Here is a 20,568-nt window from a genome sequence, read left to right as displayed (position 1 = left end):
GCCTGGACAAGCGGCTTTATTCTGGCTCAAAATATTTAATATAAAATGAAATTCAAAGGAATTATTTTTGATTTAGACGGAACTTTGGTCAACTCATTACACGACATTTCAGATGCAATGAATAAAGTGCTTACTGCTCTAAGTTACCCAACACATGATTACGATACTTACCAATATTTTATCGGAAGTGGTTTAAGAAATTTGGTAAGCAAAGCGTTGCCAGCCACAAACAATTCTGATGATGAAATCGAAAGTTGTTTTGAATGTATGGTAGATGAATATACTAAAATCTGTACGCTGAAAACAAAACCTTATGAAGGAATTGTAGAATTGTTAGAAAAACTGACTGCACAAAATATTAAAATGGCTGTTTTTTCCAACAAAGCTGATGAACTGACTAAGAAAATAGCAACGGAATTATTTCCAAAACAATTTGATACAGCAGTTGGTTTGAACAAAGAAGAACTTAAAAAACCAAATCCGTTTGAGGCGATTGAAATCAGTAAAAAATGGAATTTAAAACCAGAAGAAATCCTGTTTGTTGGGGATTCTGATATTGATATGAAAACGGCTTTAAACGCTAATATGTTTCCAGTTGGCGTAACTTGGGGATACAGAACCGAAGATGAATTGAAATCTAGTGGCGCAAAAGTGGTTATTAATAATGCTTCGGAATTAATTGAAATATTGTAAATCGTGAATGCTGAATTACAAAAACAAATACAATCAATCGCTTCGTTTTCTGAAAATGAAATCGAAATGATTGATTCTTGTTTTGAATATGAACGTTTTAAAGCTAAAGAATTCCTTTCTGAAATGGGAAAAACCAGCAATAAAATCTTTTTTATTGTTGAAGGTCTGGCACGGGTTTATTATTTAAAAGACGGAAAAGAAATTACCACTTATTTAAGTTGTGATGAAGGTTTTATTGCCTCGTATTCTAGTTTTATCAATCAATCGGTTTCTTTTGAAAGTATTCAATGTATTGAAGATTGCGAAGTGCTTTCTATCACTTTCGAAAAAATGCAGTTTTTATATAATGAAATTCCGAATTGGGAACGTGTCGGGAGAATTCTTGCTGAACAGAATTACCTCTGTATGGCCGATCGCGTTTTAAAACTACAAATGATTCCAGCCAAAGAAAAATACCAGACATTTTTGGCATCGGCTCCAGCCAAAATAATTCAACGAACTCCTTTAATTTATATCGCTTCCTTTCTCGGAATTACGGCAGAATCGCTGAGCAGAATTCGTCAGGATATTTCTTAACATTTATCAAGTGAGTTGAAAAACGGAATTCAAATCTTTGCCAAAATAAAATTTGAAAAAGATGAAGAATATTGCCAAAGACGTTTACCAAATTCCCTTATTTCCAAGAAATGCTATTAATTGTTATTTGATTGAAGATGTTTTAATTGATGCTGGAATTCGAAGCTCTGCCAATACAATTTTAAAAGCTCTGAAAGACAAAATTATAAACAAACATGTCTTAACACATGCTCATGCAGACCATCAAGGGAGTAGTAAAACAATCTGTGAAACCCTAAATATTCCACTTTTATGTAGTGAAGCTGAAAAAGAGTTTGCTGAAAGCGGTAATGTATTTACAGAATACCCAAATCCGAATCATATTTTTTCAAAATTTCAGAAAAACTTCTGGGCAGGAAAAGGACATTCAGTTGCTAAAACCTTAAAAGAAGGTGATCAAATTGGTGGATTTATAGTTATCGAAACACCTGGACATTCTAGAGGTCACATATCATTTTTCAGAGAGAAAGACGGCGTTTTGATTGTTGGGGATGTGATGACCAATATGAATCTTCTAACTACAAAAGTTGGCTTATATGAACCTCCCCATTTATTTACCGCTGATAAAGAAACAAACAGAAAATCCATTCAAAAACTAGCGCTTCTAAAACCAAAAATACTCTGTTTTGGTCACGGACCTGTTTTGATGAATAATGGAGAACTGGAAAAATTTGTTCAAACTACAAAATAGATTATTAACAAGAATTTACAGATTCTGTAAGTTTTCGTTAAGACTATTCTAATAATTTTACTCTCAACTAATTAATCCTGTATGAGAGTAAAATTACTTACCACAATTTCTATTTTCACTTATCAACTCAGCATTTCTCAAACCGAAAAAATATTAAACGGAAAAGTTCTTTCCCAAAATATTCCGCTTAATAAAGTCGAAGTAATCAATAAAACGGCCAAAACGAGTACACGTACAAACGAACTCGGAGAATTCTCTATTTTGGTTCGGCCAAAAGACAGTTTGCTTTTTTCTCTAGAGATTATTATTTCAAAAGATTAAAAGTGTGGCAAGAAACTATTGATCAAAACTACCTTATTGTCAATATGGTTTTGAAGCCTGAAGAACTTGATGAAGTGGTTGTTACTAAAATAACATTTCCGAAAGTTGGTCCCGCTGATGAAAATTCAATTATCGTACCTAAACCACCACTATCTACAGGAATTTACGATGGAACGATTGCAAATGGAGCCGATCTAATGGCTATTTTCAGTCTATTTCGAAAAAAACATAAAAAAACGGAAGAAAAATTCAAAGAATTAGATTTTAAAAAACTTGCTGAAGCAACAGTTCCACTGGATTTCTTTACAAATGATTTAAAACTAAAACCGGAAGAAAAAGAACTGTTTCTACAATTTTGCGACGCCGATCCCAAGGCTAAAATTCTTGTGCGGCAAAAAATTTACTTTACACCATGGATTTTTTGCACACTAAAAACAAAGAGTTTCAAAAATTAAATGCTGAAAGCAAAAACTAAAAACCATTAAATGAAAGTAAAATTACTTACCACAATTTCTTTTTTTACCTACCAAATTTCTATTTCGCAAACTGAAAAATTACTTCAAGGAAAAGTTACTTCAAATAATATTCCACTCAATAAAGTAGAAGTAATTAATAGAACGGCTAAAACCAGCACGACAACAAATGCTTTGGGAGAATTTTCGATTCTGGCAAAAGCGCAAGACAGTTTGATTTTTTTGCGAAAGATTACCTATTTACACGATTGAAAATCACCAATAAAGAAATTGAAATCAATAATCTTCTGATAAAGATGATTCCGAAAGCAGAAGAATTAAATGAAGTAATTATTTCAAATGTAACAGCAAAAGATATTTTCTTGACCAAAGAAGATATAAAACAAATAAAACTAAACGATCATAAATCAAGACCTGGATTAAAAATTGAAGGTTTTAATGAAGTAAAGGGAAGCCCATTAGATATAGACTTCATTTACTTGGGCAAACAAATTTATAACCTACTAAAAAAAGACGAAGAGCCTAAAAAAGAAACTCCAAAAATGGATTTTAGAAAATTGATTGCAACAACGTGTCCCGAAGATTTTTTTGTCAAAGAATTAAAACTGAATTCTGAGGAAAAAGAGCTCTTTCTTCAATTTTGTGATGCCGATCCAAAATCGAATATGCTTTTAGGAAATCCAAATATTCTGGCAACAATGGAATTTTTATATGCCAAAAATGATGCGTTTAAGAAGCTGAAATCTGAAATTAAAAACTAAAGTTTAATGAAAGTACAATTACTTACCACAATTTCCTTCTTTACTTATCAGCTCAGTATTTCTCAAACCGAAAAATTATTAAACGGAAAAGTTCTTTCAGAGAATAGACCACTTAACAAAGTGGAAGTAATTAATAAGACCTCTAAAATCAGTACTAAAACAAATGAATTGGGAGAATTTTCAATTTTGGTAAAAGCACATGACAGTCTTCTTTTTTCTATAAAGATTCTTTTTTTCAAGGTTGAAAATTTCTCAGGAAAACATTAATCAAAATAATCTCATCGTGAATAAAATTCTGAAACCTGAAGAATTGAAGGAAGTTGTTATAACTAAGGTTGAATTTGATAAAGTTAAGATTGATGCTGATGCCGTTGCAGATGTATTAATTAGTAAAAATGTCAAAGATTTATCCTGGAATACAGGAGTTAGTGATAATACAATTAGAGAAGCTCTTCGAGTTTCATTTCCTTTAAAAGGTAAGCCGAAGAAAACAATTGAACTTAATGATGATCGATTTAAGAAACTAATATTGGCTTATTGCCCACCCGATTTTTTCATCAAAGATCTAAAACTAAAACCCGAAGAAAAAGAGCTTTTTATTGATTTTTGCGACTCAGATTCAAAATCGAAAACGCTCCTGGAAAACCCAAATGTTTTAGCGATTATGGATTTTCTTTATACTAAAAATAAAGAATTTAAGACGCTGAAATAGTATTTTTTAATTTCTTCCATTTTATAAAAAAGACAATACAAGCAACCAATAATATAACAGTAATTATTAAAAAGATTATTAAACTTGTTTCTATTCGATAAACATAATTTAAATCAATCGATTTATTATTTTCTCTTAAAGTTCTTAACTGAGAACCAAAACTCCATGCCTTATCACGATAATTGTCAACTTCACCTTGGGCGCTATTAATCATTCTTTCAACAATTAAATCGCTATCAAAACCATATTCTCTCGCAGTTCTATAAGTATCAATCGCACTATTATTTTCTCCCAACAATGTTGCAAGATTGCCAAGTTCAAAAAGCAGAATTGAAATGATTTTATCTTTTGGCTTTATAAATGACATTCGCTCATTTACTTGGAAATAAATCGATTGTGCCAATTCCTCAATTTGTTTTTTAGACAATTTTGTTTTAGGTTCACGTGAAGTTCCAAAATTTGTATTTATTAAAAACTGTCCTGAAACAGAATTTAAATTCTTGATTTTAGCTTCTAATATTTTCAAATGAAGCCATTCTGATCCTTCATGAGATTTGGGATTAATGGCAATGGACTTTTTAATCCAGTTATAGGCTTTTTGGTTTTCACCCATTAATTCGTAAAGTGTTCCCAAATTAGATGCAGTAGAATATCTGTTGGGCTTAATTTTTTCAATCTCTAAATATAATTTTAATGCTTCATCATATTTTCCTTGAATGATTAAGACATATCCTTTATCAGATAAATAATCTAAATCTCTTGTCTTTTTATATAAACTGTCAAGCTCAACGATTAATCTTGGAAAATCTCCATCGAAAAAAATGTCCTTTAGGATTAATTCCATCATAATCTTGATATGCATAAGCTCCGTTTTTAAGAATCTTGGTATCGCCATTCAAACAAGCAAAACCTTTAAATGAGATAAAAACCAAAACAACTAGAAAAAACTTAAATCTATTCATAAAGTAAACGCATTGATTAAACCTGAAACAAAGAAAACCTGAAACCTGAAACCTGAAACTACTTATTCAGCCACCAAATACTAGCATTTAAAACCGTTGCAAAAGCAACCCAAGCCAAATACGGAATCAATAAATAACCTGATATTTTATTGATTTTAATGAACTTCAAATACGTTTCATAAATCATTAACCATAATAGAATAATTTCGATTAAAGCCAACATCGGATTTTTTAATCCGAAGAATAAATACGACCAAATTGAATTTAAAATCAATTGAATGATGAAAAAAGCAATGCTTTTTTAACTTCCTCAGTATTTTCTTTTATTCTATCCCAAACTAATGCCGCCGCTACAGCCATTAAAATATAAAGTAATGTCCACACGGGCATAAAAATCCAATTTGGCGGATTAAAAACTGGTTTTTCAAGCGTTACATACCATGTTTCAATACTTGGTTTTGTAACCACTCCCGCCGAATAGCCAACTGATAAACATACGATTAAAGCAACAACTATTTTTACGATCTTGTTCATTTTATCAAATTTTGTAGTCAAAAATAGTCAAAAGAAAAGTTTAAACCATATATGTTATATAAGTTCATTTTAGTAAAGCCTGCTTATAATTTCTCATATAACGTATATGGTGAAAAAATTTAAAAACTATCTTTGCCAAAATTTTATAATTCATGTTTACAGCGACCGATTTTATTCCAAATACATATACTTCAACAGTCGAAAACGGAAACTTTGAATGGAGCGCTCCCAGCAATATTGCATTAGTGAAATACTGGGGAAAAAAGACAATCAGATTCCGGCAAATCCTTCGGTTAGTTTTACTTTGAATAATTGCAAAACGATTACGAAATTAGGTTTCGAAAAAAGACCAAACCAAAATGCTTTTTCTTTTGATTTGCTTTTTGAAGGAAAACCAAAAGAAGATTTCAAACCAAAAATTCAGAAGTTTTTGGAAAGAGTTGAAGTTTATCTGCCATTTTTAAAAGATTATCATTTTACAATTGATACTCAAAATACGTTTCCACATAGTTCTGGAATTGCATCTTCGGCTTCCGGAATGGCGGCTCTAGCAATGAATTTTATGAGTTTGGAAAAACTGCTAAATCCAAAAATGACGGATGAATATTTCTATCAAAAAGCTTCATTTTTGGCTCGTCTAGGTTCAGGAAGCGCCTGCCGAAGCGTAAAAGGAAATGTGGTTGTTTGGGGAAATCAAGCCAATATTGAAGGAAGTTCGGATTTATTTGGAGTGGAATATCCGTATGCAATTCACGAGAATTTCAAGAATTATCAAGACACCATTTTATTAGTTGATAAAGGCGAAAAACAAGTTTCAAGTACAGTTGGACACGATTTAATGCACAATCATCCTTATGCAGAAAGACGTTTTGCGCAAGCGCACGAAAACTTGGATAAATTAATCGCCATTTTTGAAAACGGAAATTTAGACGAATTCATTAAAGTTGTAGAAAGCGAAGCTTTGACTTTGCACGCTATGATGATGACTTCGATGCCGTATTTTATTTTAATGAAACCAAATACGCTTCAAATCATTAATGCGATTTGGAAATTTAGAGCTGAAACGAATATTCCTGTTTGTTTTACGTTAGATGCCGGCGCAAATGTTCATGTGCTTTATCCCGAAAACGTTAGCGAAAAAGTATTACAATTTATTCAGGACGAATTAGTTGTATTTTGTCAGAATCGTCAGTACATTTGCGACAAAATTGGAGAAGGCGCAATTGCATTATAATTTTGCGTATCTTTAATTAAAATTTGAGATTGAAAAATTAGAATTGAAATTATTTAAGCCCCAAATAAAATCAAGAAAGACATATAATAAATCATGAAAGGACCATTATTTTATTCAAAAATATTACTTTTTGGAGAGTACGGAATTATCCGCGATTCAAAAGGACTGGCTATTCCTTATAACTTTTACAATGGCGCTTTAAAAAAGTCTGAAGAGCCTTCAGACGAAGCTATTGCATCAAATAAAAGTTTAAGAAGTTTTGCTTCCTATCTTGAAGTTCTACAAACACAACAGCCAGAATTGGTTACTTTTGATTTAGAAAATCTTAAAAACGATGTCGAAACCGGAATGTATTTCGATTCTAGTATACCTCAAGGATACGGCGTTGGAAGCGACGGTGCACTTGTAGCGGCGATTTATGATAAATATGCGGCTAACAAAATTACGGTTTTAGAGAATCTTACACGCGAAAAACTACTTCAGTTAAAAAATATATTCTCTCAAATGGAGAGCTTTTTCCACGGAAAAAGTTCTGGTTTAGATCCGTTGAACAGCTATTTGAGCATTCCGATTTTAATTAATTCTAAAGACAATATTCAGACAACTGGTATTCCGACTCAAACTGTTGACGGAAAAGGCGCTGTATTTTTATTAGATTCTGGAATTGTTGGCGAAACTGCTCCTATGATCAGTATTTTTATGGAAAGCTTAAAAGACAAAGGTTTCCGCGCAATGCTTAAAAACCAGTTTGTAAAATACACAGATATTTGTATTGACAACTTCCTGCATGGCGACATGAAGTCTTTGATTGGCAATACTAAAAAACTTTCTAAAGTTGTGTTGAATAATTTCAAACCAATGATTCCTGAGCAATTTCACGGAATTTGGCAACACGGAATCGACACAAACGATTATTACCTAAAACTTTGTGGCTCTGGCGGAGGCGGTTATATTCTTGGTTTTACTGAAGATTTAGAACGTGCCAAAGCATCTTTGAAAGACTACAAATTAGAAGTAGTTTATCAGTTTTAAGTTTTAACCTCTTAAAATATTGTAATTTATTGAATACCATTTTCTAACATTTAATCCTAAAAAATTATTGCCTATGAAAAGTATTTTAAAGATTATCAAAGCAACTTTTTTAGGAGGACTTATTTTTTAGTGCCTTTGGTGGTTCTGATAATTGTTTTAGAAAAAGGATACGGCATTATTCAAAAAACAACACTTCCACTGGTAAACAACTTGCCAAGAATTAGTGTTTTAGGACTTGCACTTCAGGAATTTATTGGAATATTACTTATAATTCTTATTTGTTTGGTGGCAGGCTTAATAGCCAAAACCGCCAATGCAAAAAAGCTGGTAGAAAAATTAGAAGACGGCATTTTGAGTTTTGTTCCTGGTTATTCGTTTATGAAAAACATGAATGAAAACATTCTGGGAATTGAATCTAAAGATGACTTAAAAGTAATTCTAGTTCCTACAGATGCCGGATTGCAATTTGCTTTTTTGATTGAGCAAATCAGTGAAGATAAATTTACAGTCTTTATTCCAGATGCACCAAATCCTTGGAGCGGATCAGTAGTTTTTGTAGAAAAAAGACATTCAGGATATTGATATTACCCAAAAACAAGCTTTGGCCTGTATTCGAAAATTAGGTTACGGTTCTAAAGAATTGTTAAAAAACAAGCTTTAAAATATAGAATAAAAAAATATATTCTAACTTCCCTAAATCTAATCCATCACACTTTATAATTTATGTTAAGCAGACAGCACAAACTTGTAGTAATGAAAATTGTCAGTTTGTTTTCTGTAGTACGCGGTTATAATATCCCGATTATTGTTATTGCACAATATCTTTCTGCAATATTTATTTTGGCTCCAGAGAAAAGAGCGCTTGACATTATCTTGGATTTTTATTTATTCCTGATTGTTTTTGCTTCAGCAATTACGATCGCTTCAGGTTATATCATCAACAATTTTTATGACAGCCAAAAAGATTTAATCAATAGGCCAAACAAATCGATGCTGGATCGTTTGGTAAGTCAGAAAACTAAATTATCGGTTTATTTCAGCTTGAATTTTTTAGCGGTTTTAATGGCTTCGATTGTTTCTTGGCGTGCATTTTTATTCTTTTCGGCTTATATTTTCTTGATTTGGTTTTACTCTCACAAAATCAAAAAATATCCAATTATTGGCAATTTAATGGTCGCTTTTATGGCTGTAATTCCGTTTTTTGCCATTTTGCTTTATTTCTACAATAAGATTTCATTTGAAGAAATTGAAGATCATATGAGTCATTTTATGGTAATTTCGGCGCATGCGGTTTTCTTGTTTTTATTGCTTTTGATTCGCGAAATGATAAAGGATTTGGAAAATCTGAAAGGCGATTTGGCAAATGATTACAGAACGATTCCGATACTTTACAGTGAAAAAGTTTCAAAACAAATTATTACTGTTTTGACTTTTTTGACGATTATTCCGGTTTATATTTTAGTCAATGTTTATGATGTTGGGTACATGGACATTTACTTTTATGTTTGTTTTGGCGTATTGCTATTTTTCTTGATTTTCTTATGGAAATCGAATTCTAAAGAACAGTTTTTAATGCTTCATAACGTTTTGAAATTCTTGATTGTTTCTGGCGTTTTCTGCATTGTTTTGATTAATCCGAGTGTTTTATGGCACGGGCGTGAACTGATTTCTAATTATTAAAATTTTATTCCGCAGAGATTCACGGAGATTTCACAGAGATTTACAAAGACATTTTAATCTTTTTGTGCAACTTTGTGTACACTTTGCGAATCTTTGTAAAACAGCCAAATTGTTCAAAAGAAGCCAATTGTTTGATTTTAGCCCCGATTACTTCACTTAAAATTTATTTTCATTGGAGTTCAGTGAACATGTTTGAAGTGGAAATCTTTTTATTTTTTTCTTTAAAAAAATAAAAAATTGGGAACGGAAAGCGGGAAACCATGTTTAAAAAAATGCCAAATGTATTGCTTCTGAACATTTTAAAATAAAAGGCTATTAATCTAAGAACATTGAACTTAAGATTTATTGGCAGGAAAAAACTATCTTTGCACAAATTAATGACTTTATGAACAACAAGGAAGGCAATAATAGAAGAGGCGGATCGAGACCAAATAGTTCAAGACCAAACTCTAGCAAGCCAAAACCTCCTATGGCAAAACGTGCTCAAGGGCCGAAAAAAGTGAAACCTGAAGTTAAAGTCGCTCAGGAAGCCGCCGCTGAAAAATTCAGAAAACAAAACACACCAGCTAAGAGACAAAAAGCTTCAGATGAAATTCGTTTGAACAAATACATCTCTAATTCTGGAGTGTGTTCTCGCCGTGATGCTGATATTTATATTCAATCTGGAAACGTTAAAGTTAATGGCGTTCCGGTAACTGAAATGGGATATTTGGTAAAACTAAATGATGTTGTAAACTTTGATGGCGTTGTTTTGACTCCAGAAAAGAAAGAATATATTTTGCTGAACAAACCGAAAAACTTTACTACTGCGCTTGATGAAGGTCAGGAATATCGCAATGTATTGGAACTTGTTCGTGGTTCTACAAATTCAAAAATTGCTCCTGTAGGACGAATGGACAAGAATACAACGGGATTGCTGTTGTTTACGAATGATACTGATATGATTCGTAAATTTTCATTACCGAATCAAAAATCATCAAAAATTTATCAGGTTTCTTTAGACAAAAACTTGAAGTTTGAGGATTTGGAAAAAATCAGCAAAGGTTTAGTTCTTGAAGGACACCGTGTTTCTGTTGAGGAAATCAGTTATATCGAAAAAGAGGCAAAAAGCGAAGTTGGCCTTAAATTACGTACATCAAACGTTAAGGTTGTTCGTTCTATTTTTGAAAGTTTTGACTACAATGTTTTGCGCATTGACCGCGTTTCGTTTGCTGGTTTAACCAAAAAGAATCTGCCTAGAGGAAACTGGCGTTTTCTGACAGACCAAGAAATTATCAATTTGAAAAACTCTTAAGTTTTTCAAATTAGATTAAATATCAAATCCTGTTTTGCTTTTGTAAGACGGGATTTTTTTATTTAGAAACTGAAAAAGTTATGTCCGAAAAGTGTGAAGATTGATCTTCCGATGTTCTGGTTCTTGTCTTCAACAGTTTCGTAATTTGAAAATCCTAATATGATTTTGATTCCGGGTTGAATGCTGTTCAGGATTTCTCTTTTTTGCTCTTCCAATAAAAGCTTTAAGCTATCTAACAATTGGATATTATTTTTAAGATATGAAACTACCAGAAGTGCTGAGAAGTTAAGTATTTCGCGGGCAGTTTCACTTTTGATTCCGACTTCGTTTGAAATCATTTCAGAAATCCTGCCTTTTTTTGGGTGAAGATTTCTTTTAAAATTGGGTTTCCTTCAATTCGGTAACAATCATCGACTGATAAAATTCGGCCTGAAGCAAAATCGACTTCCTGGTAAAAGGTTGAATCATCTTCGATTAATTTAATCACTTCTTTGTAAAAGCCTAATTCTTCGGCTTTGTTGTATAGACCCATTAAAATTGTGCCTATAGAAACATCGATTCCTTTGATTAAAAGTGCATCATTCTCGAAATAAAACTTGTTTAGCTTGGAAACAACATTAGAAGAAATAAAACGTCTAAGTTCAATTTGTAGGTTTGGGGTCATACTCATAACTTATAAAATAATTATTTATACTTGTTCAAAATAATCGATAAAGTGAGGCTTTTTATCGTTTATCAGGATAAAAATATAAAATATTTTAACATTTCCAAAAAATAAGTTAAGAATATACATACCCGATTAACAGGTTATTAACATAAATTGCTGTCGGGATCAGTAAACATAATACTTTCGTTATCAACAAGAAAATGATTTTTTTTTATAAATTTTTAAATATTTTTCAAAAACGCATAAAAAATAAGAAAAATCCTAAGTACTTTTACACAATTAAAATAATATGTTTCGATATTCCCATGTCACACGCAGAAAAATTCCAAGAAAAATAACACAAAACATGAAGTTGATAAAACTTGACGCGAGAAACCCAAGCAGTGATCCTGTTGCCGCTTTTAATGCTCTTTGATGATTTTTTGAATCATAAATAAGCTCGCCAATAAATGCTCCGACAAATGGCCCAATAATAACTCCAAAAGGTATTGGAGCTAAAATACCAATTACCAATCCAATATTTGTTCCCCAAACGCCATAAGAACTTCCGCCAAATTTTTTAGTTCCCTTTGCAGGAATTATATAATCAAGAATCGTAATGAAAATTGTAATCAATAAAGTAATTCCCAAAACCCAATAATTGTTTTCGACAGCCTTTGTGAGATATAAAAGCAATAATCCGACCCAGCAACTTGACAAGCCAGGCAAAACAGGCAAGAAACTGCCAAAAACACCGATAATCATACAGATAAAACCGAGCAACAACAATACTAAATCCATATTTTTTTTGTAAATTGTATTTGCAAATCCTTAGAAAAAATAAGCTATGCCAAAATTTTTGAAAATATTTGCGTGTCTCTTTTTGATGCTTTCGATCAATTCGAATTTATACGCTCAAACTCAAAAACTTCCTTTAGACGATCTTTTATTGCAGGACAGCATTTATAAAAGTAATAAGAAAAAAGTATTAAATTTTTCTCTAAAAGAATTTGACACGCTTTTTCTTGAATTTTTTAACCGCAAACAAGATCCAAATATTCTTTTTACTAAAACAGAATTTTACACTTATACCGTTCAGATTGCAACATTTTCAGACCGGCTAGCATCTTTATATCCTGACCAAAAGGAACTTGCGGCACAAAACAAACAGCAATGGCTCTCAGAAAGCTATGAAGATTATTTAGAATACAAAGGTTCGCAAAAAAAATAATCGTATTTTTATACCACAAAAGCACTTTATTCAACTCAACCTCAAAATCTTGAAGCAGTTTTTCATTTTTTCAGCTTTCCTACTTTTGAACTCTTGTCAATATTTTGAGAAGAAGGTTCCGTCTGAAAAAGAATTACTTCAAAAAGAACTAAAAGCCATCAATTGGAAGGAAGTTGATGAATATCCAAGTCTTCCAGAATGCGAGGCAATTTCTGATGAGAAACAGCGTCAAAAATGTTTTTTTGATTTGATGACGCGACTTGCGCAACAAAAATTAGAAATAGACAGTCTTTCTATTTTATATCCAGAGCTCGACACGATTTCGGTAAAAGTGACTGTTTTTCCGAATGCAAAAATGAAGTTTGAACCACAGTTTCCTAAAGATTCTGTTGCTTATGACACCATTAAAGTAGACAGTGTTCTTCAAGCCCGTTTGGTTGACTTTCCAAAAGTAAGTCCCGCAATCAAGCGCGGAATTCCAGTAAAAACACAATTTATTTTGCCTGTAATTTTAAAAGCAAAAGAATAGTTTTTTCACCATGTAAGTGATATAAGTTCATTTAAACTTGCTGTAAAGCAACAGCGACTTGCAACTTAATTTCTTATATGACTTATATGGTTTAATTTATTTTACAAAGCGCCTGCCTTTCCATTCATAAGAACCAAACAAACTGTACAACGCAACAGCTGAACTAAAAAACGGATATAGCAAACTGCTCAGCAAAAGACTTTTAATTCTGGTTTTTGTCAAAAATTGATTCGTTATCGAAAGCAAAACAAAATCAATTGCAAACTTAGAAAAGGCAAAAATCACAAAAATCGGATAGGCCCAAATTCCGAAAAGGAGAAAGAAAAACCCAATTACAAAACTCAAATTTCCTAAGAAAACAATCAACCCCAGAAACTTACCGAAAGTGCTTTTATACAAACTTGTTTTGGTCGCCCAGCGCACTCTTTGATAAAATAATGATTTCCAGTTTTCGGTTGGTTTTGTAACGACAATTGCCTCGTCAGCTTTTAGATATTGAACTTCATTTGGGAATTTTTCAATTGCTTTTTGTAATAAAAAACATCATCGTCGCTGGCGATTTTGTTGTTTCCATCAAAGCCATTCAGTTTTTCAAAAAGTGATTTCGTGTAAGCAAAATTGGCTCCATTGCACATAAAGCCTTTGTTCAAACCAAAACTCCCAATGGTCGCCCCTTGCAAACTTGTGAGATCTAATTGCTGAAAATGATCTAAAAAAGAATTTCCACATTGATACGTTACAGCGCCCGCGAGCATTGAAACATTATTTTCCTGAATGTAATTATCAAAAGTTAAAAGCCAGTTTTCAGGAACAATACAATCGGCATCTGTTGTAATAACCCAATCGGTTTTTACATTTTGCATTGCGGTTGTAATTGCATCTTTTTTGGAGAATTTGAGATCCGGATATTGTCTATTTGTGAGATGTGAAATGCGAAATGTGAAATGTGAAATTTCTCGTCTGAATTATCATCTACCAGAATTACTTTGAGTAACTCTTTTGGATAATTTAAATTTGAAAAACTTTCTAAAAGTATGGGCAGATTTTCTTTTTCATTCCGAAACGGAACTATAATTGTAAAACTTGTTTTGGGTTTTAAATCCGTTTTTTTGATTTTTTTAATTCGGAAAAATCCAAAAATCAGCAAAACAATGCTGATGATATAAAGGAATAATATGCCGAACAATTCAAATATCATTCTACAGTTTTGGTTTTAAAATTCAATACAAAATAACTTCCTAAAACAACTGGCAAAACGACATTCAAAAACCACATTAAAGTGCTGATAAAAATTACAATCCATTCGTTTACACCCAAAATTCCGAAGAAATATATCGCAACACTTCCTTTTACAGCAAAATCCAAAAATTGAAAAGTAGGCAAAGATGAAGCCAAAAAATAAACCGATGTAATTGCGACCATTAAAGTCAAGTAAGGCAAATCGACGTCAAAACCTAAAAACAAAAAATAATACTGATGCGAAAAAACCAAATAACGACAGATTCCTAAAAAGATATTTTTCTGATGAACCGATTTCGGAATTTCATTGATTTTATGAATCAGTTTTTCAATTGAATAACCTTTGACTTTTATCTTTTTAATTGAAAATAAAATGATCAAAAGCAATACAAATCCGCCAAAAAGAATTAAAACTGTTTTGGTCGTAATCACATTAAATTGAGCATTAAAATACAGCAGTCCAAAAATCCCGAAAATTATGGTCAGAATCATCTGGATTCCGTTGCAGATTAAGTTCAAAAAAACTACTCTTTTAGCCTCCGTTTTTGGGTAATAAAGCGCTTTTCCCGCATACTCTCCTACTCCATTTGGCGTAAAAATTCCAGCTGTTAAAGCGACCAAAACTTGTTTTGTAGATTCGTAAACCGATATTTTATGAATAACCTGCGCCAAATTCTGCCATTTCAAAATCTCGAAATAACGATTCAAAACACTCAACAAAAGAATAAACGAAATCCCTAAAACCGACTGGTTTTTCTTGAACAAAACAATAAACTTCTGCCAGTCTAGTTTGTCGTTATTAGCCAGCTGATTATAAATAAAATAAAATGCGCCGCCAACAATTAAAAGTTTGGCTAGAAGAACTAGGAATTGCTTAGCTTTGTGAGGAATTGAAATCATGCCGCAAAAGTAAAGCTATTTCACAAAGATTCACGAAGAAATCACAAAGATACACGGAGAAAATAAAAACTTTGTGAATCTCTGTGGCAACTTGGCGAAACTTTGCGTAACCAACAAAGAATGACACAAGAACGCATCATATTATATTTCTTATTAATGTTGCTAATCGCTTGCAATAAAACTGAGAATACTTCTTCTAAGTCTTATGTTAGGATTATGGGGGAAAATTCCTGGGGATATAATGATGAAAATGGAAAAGTTATTATTCCGATCGGAAAATATAAATTCTTAAATCCAATAGATGAGAAAGGAATGATTTTCGCAGAAAAAGGAAACAAATATGGTTATATTGATATCCATGAAAATATAATCATTCCATTTGAATATGATGACTTAACTCTTTTTTCTGAAGAATTAGCTTGTGTAAAAAAGAAAAATAAATTTGGTTTCATTAATAGAAAAGGAAAAATTGTAATTCCGATTCAATATGAAGAAGAAACATATTTCCAAAAAACAGGATTGGCTCTTGTAAAGAAAAACAATCTTTACGGTTTTATAAATAAAAGCGGAAAAGAGATCATTCCAATTATTTATCAAAACGCAAATGAGGGTACTGCTGATAGTTTAGTCTCTTTAGATAAAAATGGAAAATGGGCATTTTTTGATTCGTTTGGAAAGCAAAAATCTGATTTTATTTATGATGAAATTGCCTTAACAGATATTACTATTAAAGGGAATGATGAAGGTACGTTTTGGAAAAATGGCTTAATTCTAGTTCGAAAGAACAATCAGATTGGTTATTTGGACAAAAAGTTAAAAGAAGTAGTTCCTTTTGGAAAATACACCACCGGAGAAATATTCAATAAAAATAGAATTGCTATTGTTTCTAAAAATCACAAATATGGAATTATAAATGAATTTGGAAAAGAAGTAGTAAAACCAGCATATGATACAATACGACATCCTGAGGAATCTTATCATGAATCTGAAATTTTTGAAGCAAAACAGAGTAATTATCTGGTTTTGTTTGATAAAAATGGAAAGAAGATTTACGATAAAATAAAAGACTTTTCATTTGATTATTGTCGTATAAAGCGCAAAATTGAAGGAATTTATCATATTCAGGATTTAAATGGAAAATATGGCGCAATTAATACAAAAGGTCAATTAATAACTCCTGTTATTTATGATGAATTTCAAGATTTTAATAGTAATTACAATGCAATTGTAAATTATAAAGGCAAATTTGGATTGATTGATTCCAACAACAAAACAACATATCCAATTGATAATGAAATGATTTATGGTGACAGAAGAGAATTGGATTATTATGTTATAAAAAACAAAGACAGTAAATATGGAATAATAGACAAAGATTTAAAAACCATTTTTAATTTTGATTTTCAGGATTTGTCTCCTTGTTTTTATGACAACAAAAATAGGTTTATTGCCAAACAAAATGATAAATATGGCGTTATAGACAGAGCCGGAAGAATAATTATCCCTTTTGAATATAGCGAAATGTCAAATTGGGTTGAATATGGACCAGGTGAAAATTATCATTTTGTAACCAAAAACCACAAACAAGGTTTGATTACAAAAGAAGGAAAAATAGTTATTCCAGTAATCTATGACAGCCTTTTTTATGATAGCGATAAAATAATTATTCTATCTAAAAATGGCAAATATGGTGTTGTTACGATTCAAAACAAACAGGTAATTCCTTTTGCGTACGAAAAAATTTATTTGGAGCCAAGTCTCTTTTCAAAGAAAAAAGAAACTGAATTTTATGTTTTGAATAATGGTAAATATTCTATTGTAAATGACAAAAATGAAATCCTAAAATCGAATATTTCGAAAGACAAAATAGAGAAAAGATTCTCTTTCTATTATAATTAAAAAAAGTGACACAAGAACGCATCATATTAGGTATTGATCCCGGAACCACAATCATGGGTTTTGGATTGATCAAAGTAACCAATAAAAAAATGGAATTTCTGCAATTGAACGAATTGCAACTTTCCAAATACGACAATCATTACCAAAAACTACGAATCATTTTTGAAAGAACGATTGAACTTATCGAAACGCATTGTCCTGACGAAATCGCCATTGAAGCGCCTTTCTTTGGCAAAAATGTTCAATCTATGCTAAAATTAGGTCGTGCGCAAGGCGTTGCGATGGTCGCGGGACTTTCAAGAGGCATTCCGATTACGGAATACGAACCTAAAAAATAAAAATGGCCATTACCGGAAACGGAAATGCCAGCAAAGAACAAGTTGCTAAAATGCTTCAACAGCTTTTAGGCTTAAAAGAATTACCAAAAAATCTGGATTCGACAGATGGTTTGGCGATGACGGTTTGTCATCATTTTAATTCGGGGAAAGTCGTGGCTGGGAAAAGTTATTCGGGTTGGGATGCTTTTGTGAAACAGAATGAAGATAGAGTGAAAAAATAGTCTTCAGTCGCAGTCACAGTTTACAGCTGAGACTGAGACCGAAAACTGAGACTGAAAACTAAATATGAGCGGTATCTACATCCATATTCCTTTTTGCAAACAGGCTTGTCACTATTGCGATTTTCATTTTTCAACTTCGATGAAGAAGAAAGATGAAATGGTTTTGGCATTAGCCAAAGAAATTGCTATGCGTAAACCCTTCGACTCCGCTCAGGATGACAATATCATTGAAACGATTTATTTTGGAGGTGGAACACCTTCAGTTCTTAGTACTGAAGAAATTAACTTTCTCATTTCTGAGGTTTATAAAAATTATAAAGTTGTCGGAAATCCAGAAATTACGCTTGAAGCCAATCCAGATGATTTGTCTGCGGAAAGAATTTTAGAATTATCCAAAAGTCCGATAAATCGATTAAGCATCGGAATTCAGTCTTTTTATGAAGAGGATTTGAAGATGATGAATCGTGCTCATAATTCGGCGGAAGCCAAAAAATGTCTGGAAGAAGCGACTAAATATTTTGATAATATTTCGCTTGATTTAATTTACGGAATTCCAGGAATGAGCGACGAAATGTGGAAAAATAACATTCAAACTGCTTTAGATTTTGGTATTCCCCATATTTCAAGTTATGCTTTGACAGTGGAACCAAAAACAGCTTTGAGTAAATTAATTCAAACAGGAAAAATTGCTGAACCTCAAGATGAAGTGGCTTCCAACCATTTTATGATTTTGGTCGAAATGCTTCAAACAAACGGTTTTATACATTACGAATTATCGAATTTTGGAAAAGAAAATTATTTCTCCAAAAACAATTCGGCGTATTGGCTGGGGAAAAAATATATCGGAATTGGTCCTTCGGCACATAGTTATGATGGCGAAAAAAGAGGCTGGAATATTGCGAATAATTCGCTTTATTTAAAAGCAATTCAGAATGATGAACTTCCAATTGAAACCGAAACCCTAACCATTTCAGATCGTTATAATGAATATATCATGACAGGATTACGAACGATTTGGGGCGTTTCTTTAAACCGAATTGAAACCGAATTTGGTTCGGAATATCTGAATTATTTATTGGAACAATCTCAAAAATTCTTAAACGACGATTTGCTTTCTATTGAAAACAATATCTTAAAACCAACTCCAAAAGGAAAATTTCTGACTGATGGAATTGCTTCAGATTTATTTTATTTAGATTCTGAAGTTTAACCGCAAAGTTCGCTAAGAATTACGCAAAGAACGCTATTTTTATTTTGCAGGAATAAAATTACATTTTAAGATTTTCAAATATTATATTTGAGTTTTAATATTGATTTTATGTCAGAGAATGATTTATCCCGAATTGTATTTAATTTAGCTTTAAAAGTTCATCAAACTTTAGGTTCTGGACTTTTAGAAAGTGCTTATGAAGAATGTCTATTTTATGAATTAAGAAAGCTTGGTTTATCTGTTGAAAAACAAAAAGCTTTGCCTCTGATTTATGAAGAAGTGAAATTAGATGTTGGTTATCGATTAGATATTTTAGTAGAAAATAAACTAATTTTGGAAATAAAAGCAGTCGATTGTTTAAATGAAGTTCATTTTGCTCAATTACTGACTTATTTAAAATTAACAAATTGTAAACTAGGATTATTAATAAATTTTAATGTCGCATTATTAAAGCATGGGATTAAAAGAGTAGCAAACAATCTTTAATAAAATCCTTGCGACCTTTGCGTAAACCTTAGCGAACCTTGCGGTTAAATCAACATGATAGCAAAAATCAACAACTTCGAAATCGACCTATCAAAACCCATTGATATCTCTATTCCATTAACCAATACAGATGAAAATCCGATTGCCTGGTACATCGAAAAACCTGTAATTGAACCCGTGGTTTTTGGCGATTGGATTGGGAAAGTTTCGGAAGGAAAATCATCTACGAATTTCAACAATATTTTCTTCAATCCGCATGGGCATGGAACGCACACGGAATGTCTCGGGCATATTACGAATGATTTTTATAGCATAAATCAATCGTTGAAGCAATTTTTCTTTTTTGCTAAATTGATTACGGTTGAACCTGAAAAAATTGGAGAAGATTTTGTGATTTCGAAAGAACAAGTTCAAAAAGCGTTGAGCATTTCGACTTCGCTCAATGTGACACCCTTAGAAGCAATTATCATTAGAACACTTCCAAATCTGAAGGAAAAAAATCAAGAAAATATTCAAATACCAATCCACCGTACTTGTCTCAAGAAGTCGCGATTTTCATCCGCGAAAGCGAAATTCAGCATTTACTGATCGATTTGCCAAGTGTTGATAAAGAACATGACGAAGGAAAATTATTGGCTCATAAAGCCTTTTGGAATGTTACGGACACGCATAATCTAAATTCTGATGCGAGATTAAATGCAACAATCACTGAAATGATTTATGTTCCAGACGAAATTGAGGATGGAAATTATATACTAAACCTTCAAATCACTTCGTTTGAAAATGATGCAAGTCCGAGCAAGCCTTTATTATTTAAGATTTTAGATTGTAGAATGTAGATTTCAGATTACTCTACTGCAAAAAATC

The 20,568-nt window shown here is 32.0% G+C and carries 25 protein-coding genes and 4 pseudogenes; 21 read left to right on the top strand and 8 right to left on the bottom strand.

What is annotated here, in order from left to right:
- The first annotated feature begins 45 nt into the window (after positions 1–45).
- The 9 genes from ACQ9BO_RS04740 (at position 46) to ACQ9BO_RS04700 (ending at position 4,266) form a co-directional block, all read left to right on the top strand.
- Entirely contained in the window at positions 46–693 is a 648-nt protein-coding gene (locus tag ACQ9BO_RS04740) for an HAD family hydrolase (protein ID WP_431243835.1), read from the top strand.
- Between the two features lie 3 nt (positions 694–696).
- A complete protein-coding gene (locus ACQ9BO_RS04735; protein ID WP_431243834.1) occupies positions 697–1,269 on the top strand; it encodes a Crp/Fnr family transcriptional regulator in 573 nt (190 codons plus the stop codon).
- Between the two features lie 61 nt (positions 1,270–1,330).
- Complete coding sequence (locus ACQ9BO_RS04730) at positions 1,331–1,999, top strand: MBL fold metallo-hydrolase (protein ID WP_431243833.1); 669 nt, start codon at positions 1,331–1,333, stop codon at positions 1,997–1,999.
- Positions 2,000–2,080: 81 nt separating this feature from the next.
- The gene (locus tag ACQ9BO_RS04725; protein WP_431243832.1) at positions 2,081–2,320 is read left to right on the top strand and encodes a hypothetical protein; all 240 of its coding nucleotides are present in this window, start codon (positions 2,081–2,083) and stop codon (positions 2,318–2,320) included.
- Between the two features lie 2 nt (positions 2,321–2,322).
- Positions 2,323–2,775 (top strand): hypothetical protein, encoded by a 453-nt coding sequence (locus ACQ9BO_RS04720; RefSeq protein WP_431243831.1) that lies wholly within the window; start codon positions 2,323–2,325, stop codon positions 2,773–2,775.
- A gap of 30 nt (positions 2,776–2,805) precedes the next feature.
- Positions 2,806–3,045, top strand: coding sequence for a hypothetical protein (locus ACQ9BO_RS04715; RefSeq protein ID WP_431243830.1), 240 nt, complete (start codon positions 2,806–2,808; stop codon positions 3,043–3,045).
- Positions 3,042–3,554: a hypothetical protein gene (locus tag ACQ9BO_RS04710; RefSeq protein WP_431243829.1), complete on the top strand. Its 513-nt coding sequence runs from the start codon at positions 3,042–3,044 to the stop codon at positions 3,552–3,554. The genes ACQ9BO_RS04715 and ACQ9BO_RS04710 overlap by 4 nt, the downstream gene beginning before the upstream one ends.
- A gap of 6 nt (positions 3,555–3,560) precedes the next feature.
- Positions 3,561–3,821: a hypothetical protein gene (locus tag ACQ9BO_RS04705; RefSeq protein ID WP_431243828.1), complete on the top strand. Its 261-nt coding sequence runs from the start codon at positions 3,561–3,563 to the stop codon at positions 3,819–3,821.
- Between the two features lie 16 nt (positions 3,822–3,837).
- Entirely contained in the window at positions 3,838–4,266 is a 429-nt protein-coding gene (locus ACQ9BO_RS04700) for a hypothetical protein (protein ID WP_431243827.1), read from the top strand.
- Here the strand turns inward: ACQ9BO_RS04700 and ACQ9BO_RS04695 are convergent.
- On the bottom strand, positions 4,250–5,128 hold the full coding sequence (locus ACQ9BO_RS04695; protein ID WP_431243826.1) for a tetratricopeptide repeat protein: 879 nt from the start codon (positions 5,126–5,128) through the stop codon (positions 4,250–4,252). The genes ACQ9BO_RS04700 and ACQ9BO_RS04695 overlap by 17 nt on opposite strands.
- A 158-nt stretch (positions 5,129–5,286) precedes the next feature.
- A pseudogene (locus tag ACQ9BO_RS04690) lies at positions 5,287–5,762 on the bottom strand (TspO/MBR family protein).
- Positions 5,763–5,914: 152 nt separating this feature from the next.
- Here ACQ9BO_RS04690 and ACQ9BO_RS04685 point away from each other — a divergent pair.
- The 5 genes and pseudogenes from ACQ9BO_RS04685 to ACQ9BO_RS04665 all read left to right on the top strand — a co-directional run bounded on the left by ACQ9BO_RS04685 (position 5,915) and on the right by ACQ9BO_RS04665 (position 11,002).
- Positions 5,915–6,996 (top strand): annotated as a pseudogene (locus tag ACQ9BO_RS04685) (diphosphomevalonate/mevalonate 3,5-bisphosphate decarboxylase family protein).
- 93 nt (positions 6,997–7,089) lie between these two features.
- Positions 7,090–8,028: a mevalonate kinase family protein gene (locus ACQ9BO_RS04680; protein WP_431243825.1), complete on the top strand. Its 939-nt coding sequence runs from the start codon at positions 7,090–7,092 to the stop codon at positions 8,026–8,028.
- A 138-nt stretch (positions 8,029–8,166) separates the two neighbouring features.
- The gene (locus ACQ9BO_RS04675) at positions 8,167–8,610 is read left to right on the top strand and encodes a DUF502 domain-containing protein (RefSeq protein WP_431243824.1); all 444 of its coding nucleotides are present in this window, start codon (positions 8,167–8,169) and stop codon (positions 8,608–8,610) included.
- A 141-nt stretch (positions 8,611–8,751) separates the two neighbouring features.
- On the top strand, positions 8,752–9,708 hold the full coding sequence (locus ACQ9BO_RS04670; protein ID WP_431243823.1) for a geranylgeranylglycerol-phosphate geranylgeranyltransferase: 957 nt from the start codon (positions 8,752–8,754) through the stop codon (positions 9,706–9,708).
- Positions 9,709–10,093: 385 nt separating this feature from the next.
- The gene (locus ACQ9BO_RS04665; RefSeq protein ID WP_431243822.1) at positions 10,094–11,002 is read left to right on the top strand and encodes a pseudouridine synthase; all 909 of its coding nucleotides are present in this window, start codon (positions 10,094–10,096) and stop codon (positions 11,000–11,002) included.
- A 62-nt stretch (positions 11,003–11,064) separates the two neighbouring features.
- Here the strand turns inward: ACQ9BO_RS04665 and ACQ9BO_RS04660 are convergent, their stop codons facing one another.
- The 3 genes from ACQ9BO_RS04660 to ACQ9BO_RS04650 form a co-directional block, all read right to left on the bottom strand.
- Positions 11,065–11,340, bottom strand: a complete 276-nt coding sequence (locus ACQ9BO_RS04660; RefSeq protein ID WP_431243821.1) for a hypothetical protein — start codon at positions 11,338–11,340, stop codon at positions 11,065–11,067.
- Positions 11,337–11,666 (bottom strand): hypothetical protein, encoded by a 330-nt coding sequence (locus ACQ9BO_RS04655; RefSeq protein ID WP_431243820.1) that lies wholly within the window; start codon positions 11,664–11,666, stop codon positions 11,337–11,339. The genes ACQ9BO_RS04660 and ACQ9BO_RS04655 overlap by 4 nt, the downstream gene beginning before the upstream one ends.
- Positions 11,667–11,948: 282 nt before the next feature.
- The gene (locus tag ACQ9BO_RS04650) at positions 11,949–12,449 is read right to left on the bottom strand and encodes a DUF456 domain-containing protein (RefSeq protein ID WP_431243819.1); all 501 of its coding nucleotides are present in this window, start codon (positions 12,447–12,449) and stop codon (positions 11,949–11,951) included.
- A gap of 58 nt (positions 12,450–12,507) precedes the next feature.
- On the opposite strand from ACQ9BO_RS04650, the gene ACQ9BO_RS04645 reads away from it, so the two are divergent.
- On the top strand, positions 12,508–12,879 hold the full coding sequence (locus ACQ9BO_RS04645) for a hypothetical protein (RefSeq protein WP_431243818.1): 372 nt from the start codon (positions 12,508–12,510) through the stop codon (positions 12,877–12,879).
- Between the two features lie 49 nt (positions 12,880–12,928).
- A complete protein-coding gene (locus ACQ9BO_RS04640) occupies positions 12,929–13,408 on the top strand; it encodes a hypothetical protein (RefSeq protein WP_431243817.1) in 480 nt (159 codons plus the stop codon).
- 488 nt (positions 13,409–13,896) lie between these two features.
- Here ACQ9BO_RS04640 and ACQ9BO_RS04635 read toward each other — a convergent pair whose 3' ends face one another.
- The 3 genes from ACQ9BO_RS04635 to ACQ9BO_RS04625 are packed head-to-tail and all read right to left on the bottom strand — an operon-like array spanning position 13,897 to position 15,547.
- Complete coding sequence (locus ACQ9BO_RS04635; protein ID WP_431243816.1) at positions 13,897–14,271, bottom strand: glycosyltransferase; 375 nt, start codon at positions 14,269–14,271, stop codon at positions 13,897–13,899.
- Positions 14,259–14,606 carry a glycosyltransferase gene (locus ACQ9BO_RS04630; protein ID WP_431243815.1) on the bottom strand — a complete coding sequence of 116 codons (348 nt, stop codon included), beginning with the start codon at positions 14,604–14,606 and terminating at the stop codon, positions 14,259–14,261. Before ACQ9BO_RS04630 ends, ACQ9BO_RS04635 begins: the two co-directional genes overlap by 13 nt.
- Entirely contained in the window at positions 14,603–15,547 is a 945-nt protein-coding gene (locus tag ACQ9BO_RS04625) for a hypothetical protein (protein ID WP_431243814.1), read from the bottom strand. Before ACQ9BO_RS04625 ends, ACQ9BO_RS04630 begins: the two co-directional genes overlap by 4 nt.
- A gap of 120 nt (positions 15,548–15,667) precedes the next feature.
- On the opposite strand from ACQ9BO_RS04625, the gene ACQ9BO_RS04620 reads away from it, so the two are divergent.
- The 5 genes and pseudogenes from ACQ9BO_RS04620 to ACQ9BO_RS04600 all read left to right on the top strand — a co-directional run bounded on the left by ACQ9BO_RS04620 (position 15,668) and on the right by ACQ9BO_RS04600 (position 20,540).
- The gene (locus ACQ9BO_RS04620; protein WP_431243813.1) at positions 15,668–17,446 is read left to right on the top strand and encodes a WG repeat-containing protein; all 1,779 of its coding nucleotides are present in this window, start codon (positions 15,668–15,670) and stop codon (positions 17,444–17,446) included.
- 5 nt (positions 17,447–17,451) lie between these two features.
- Positions 17,452–18,005 (top strand): annotated as a pseudogene (ruvC, locus tag ACQ9BO_RS04615) (crossover junction endodeoxyribonuclease RuvC).
- 64 nt (positions 18,006–18,069) lie between these two features.
- Positions 18,070–19,215: a radical SAM family heme chaperone HemW gene (gene hemW, locus ACQ9BO_RS04610; RefSeq protein WP_431243812.1), complete on the top strand. Its 1,146-nt coding sequence runs from the start codon at positions 18,070–18,072 to the stop codon at positions 19,213–19,215.
- 108 nt (positions 19,216–19,323) lie between these two features.
- Complete coding sequence (locus tag ACQ9BO_RS04605) at positions 19,324–19,701, top strand: GxxExxY protein (RefSeq protein WP_431245069.1); 378 nt, start codon at positions 19,324–19,326, stop codon at positions 19,699–19,701.
- 54 nt (positions 19,702–19,755) lie between these two features.
- Positions 19,756–20,540 (top strand): annotated as a pseudogene (locus ACQ9BO_RS04600) (cyclase family protein).
- The last annotated feature ends 28 nt before the right edge of the window (positions 20,541–20,568 follow it).

Source organism: Flavobacterium sp. P21, from assembly GCF_050632225.1.
Lineage (GTDB): Bacteria > Bacteroidota > Bacteroidia > Flavobacteriales > Flavobacteriaceae > Flavobacterium.
The sequence above is the reverse complement of the archived record's forward strand: the minus strand, read 5'-3'. Positions and strand labels throughout refer to the sequence as shown.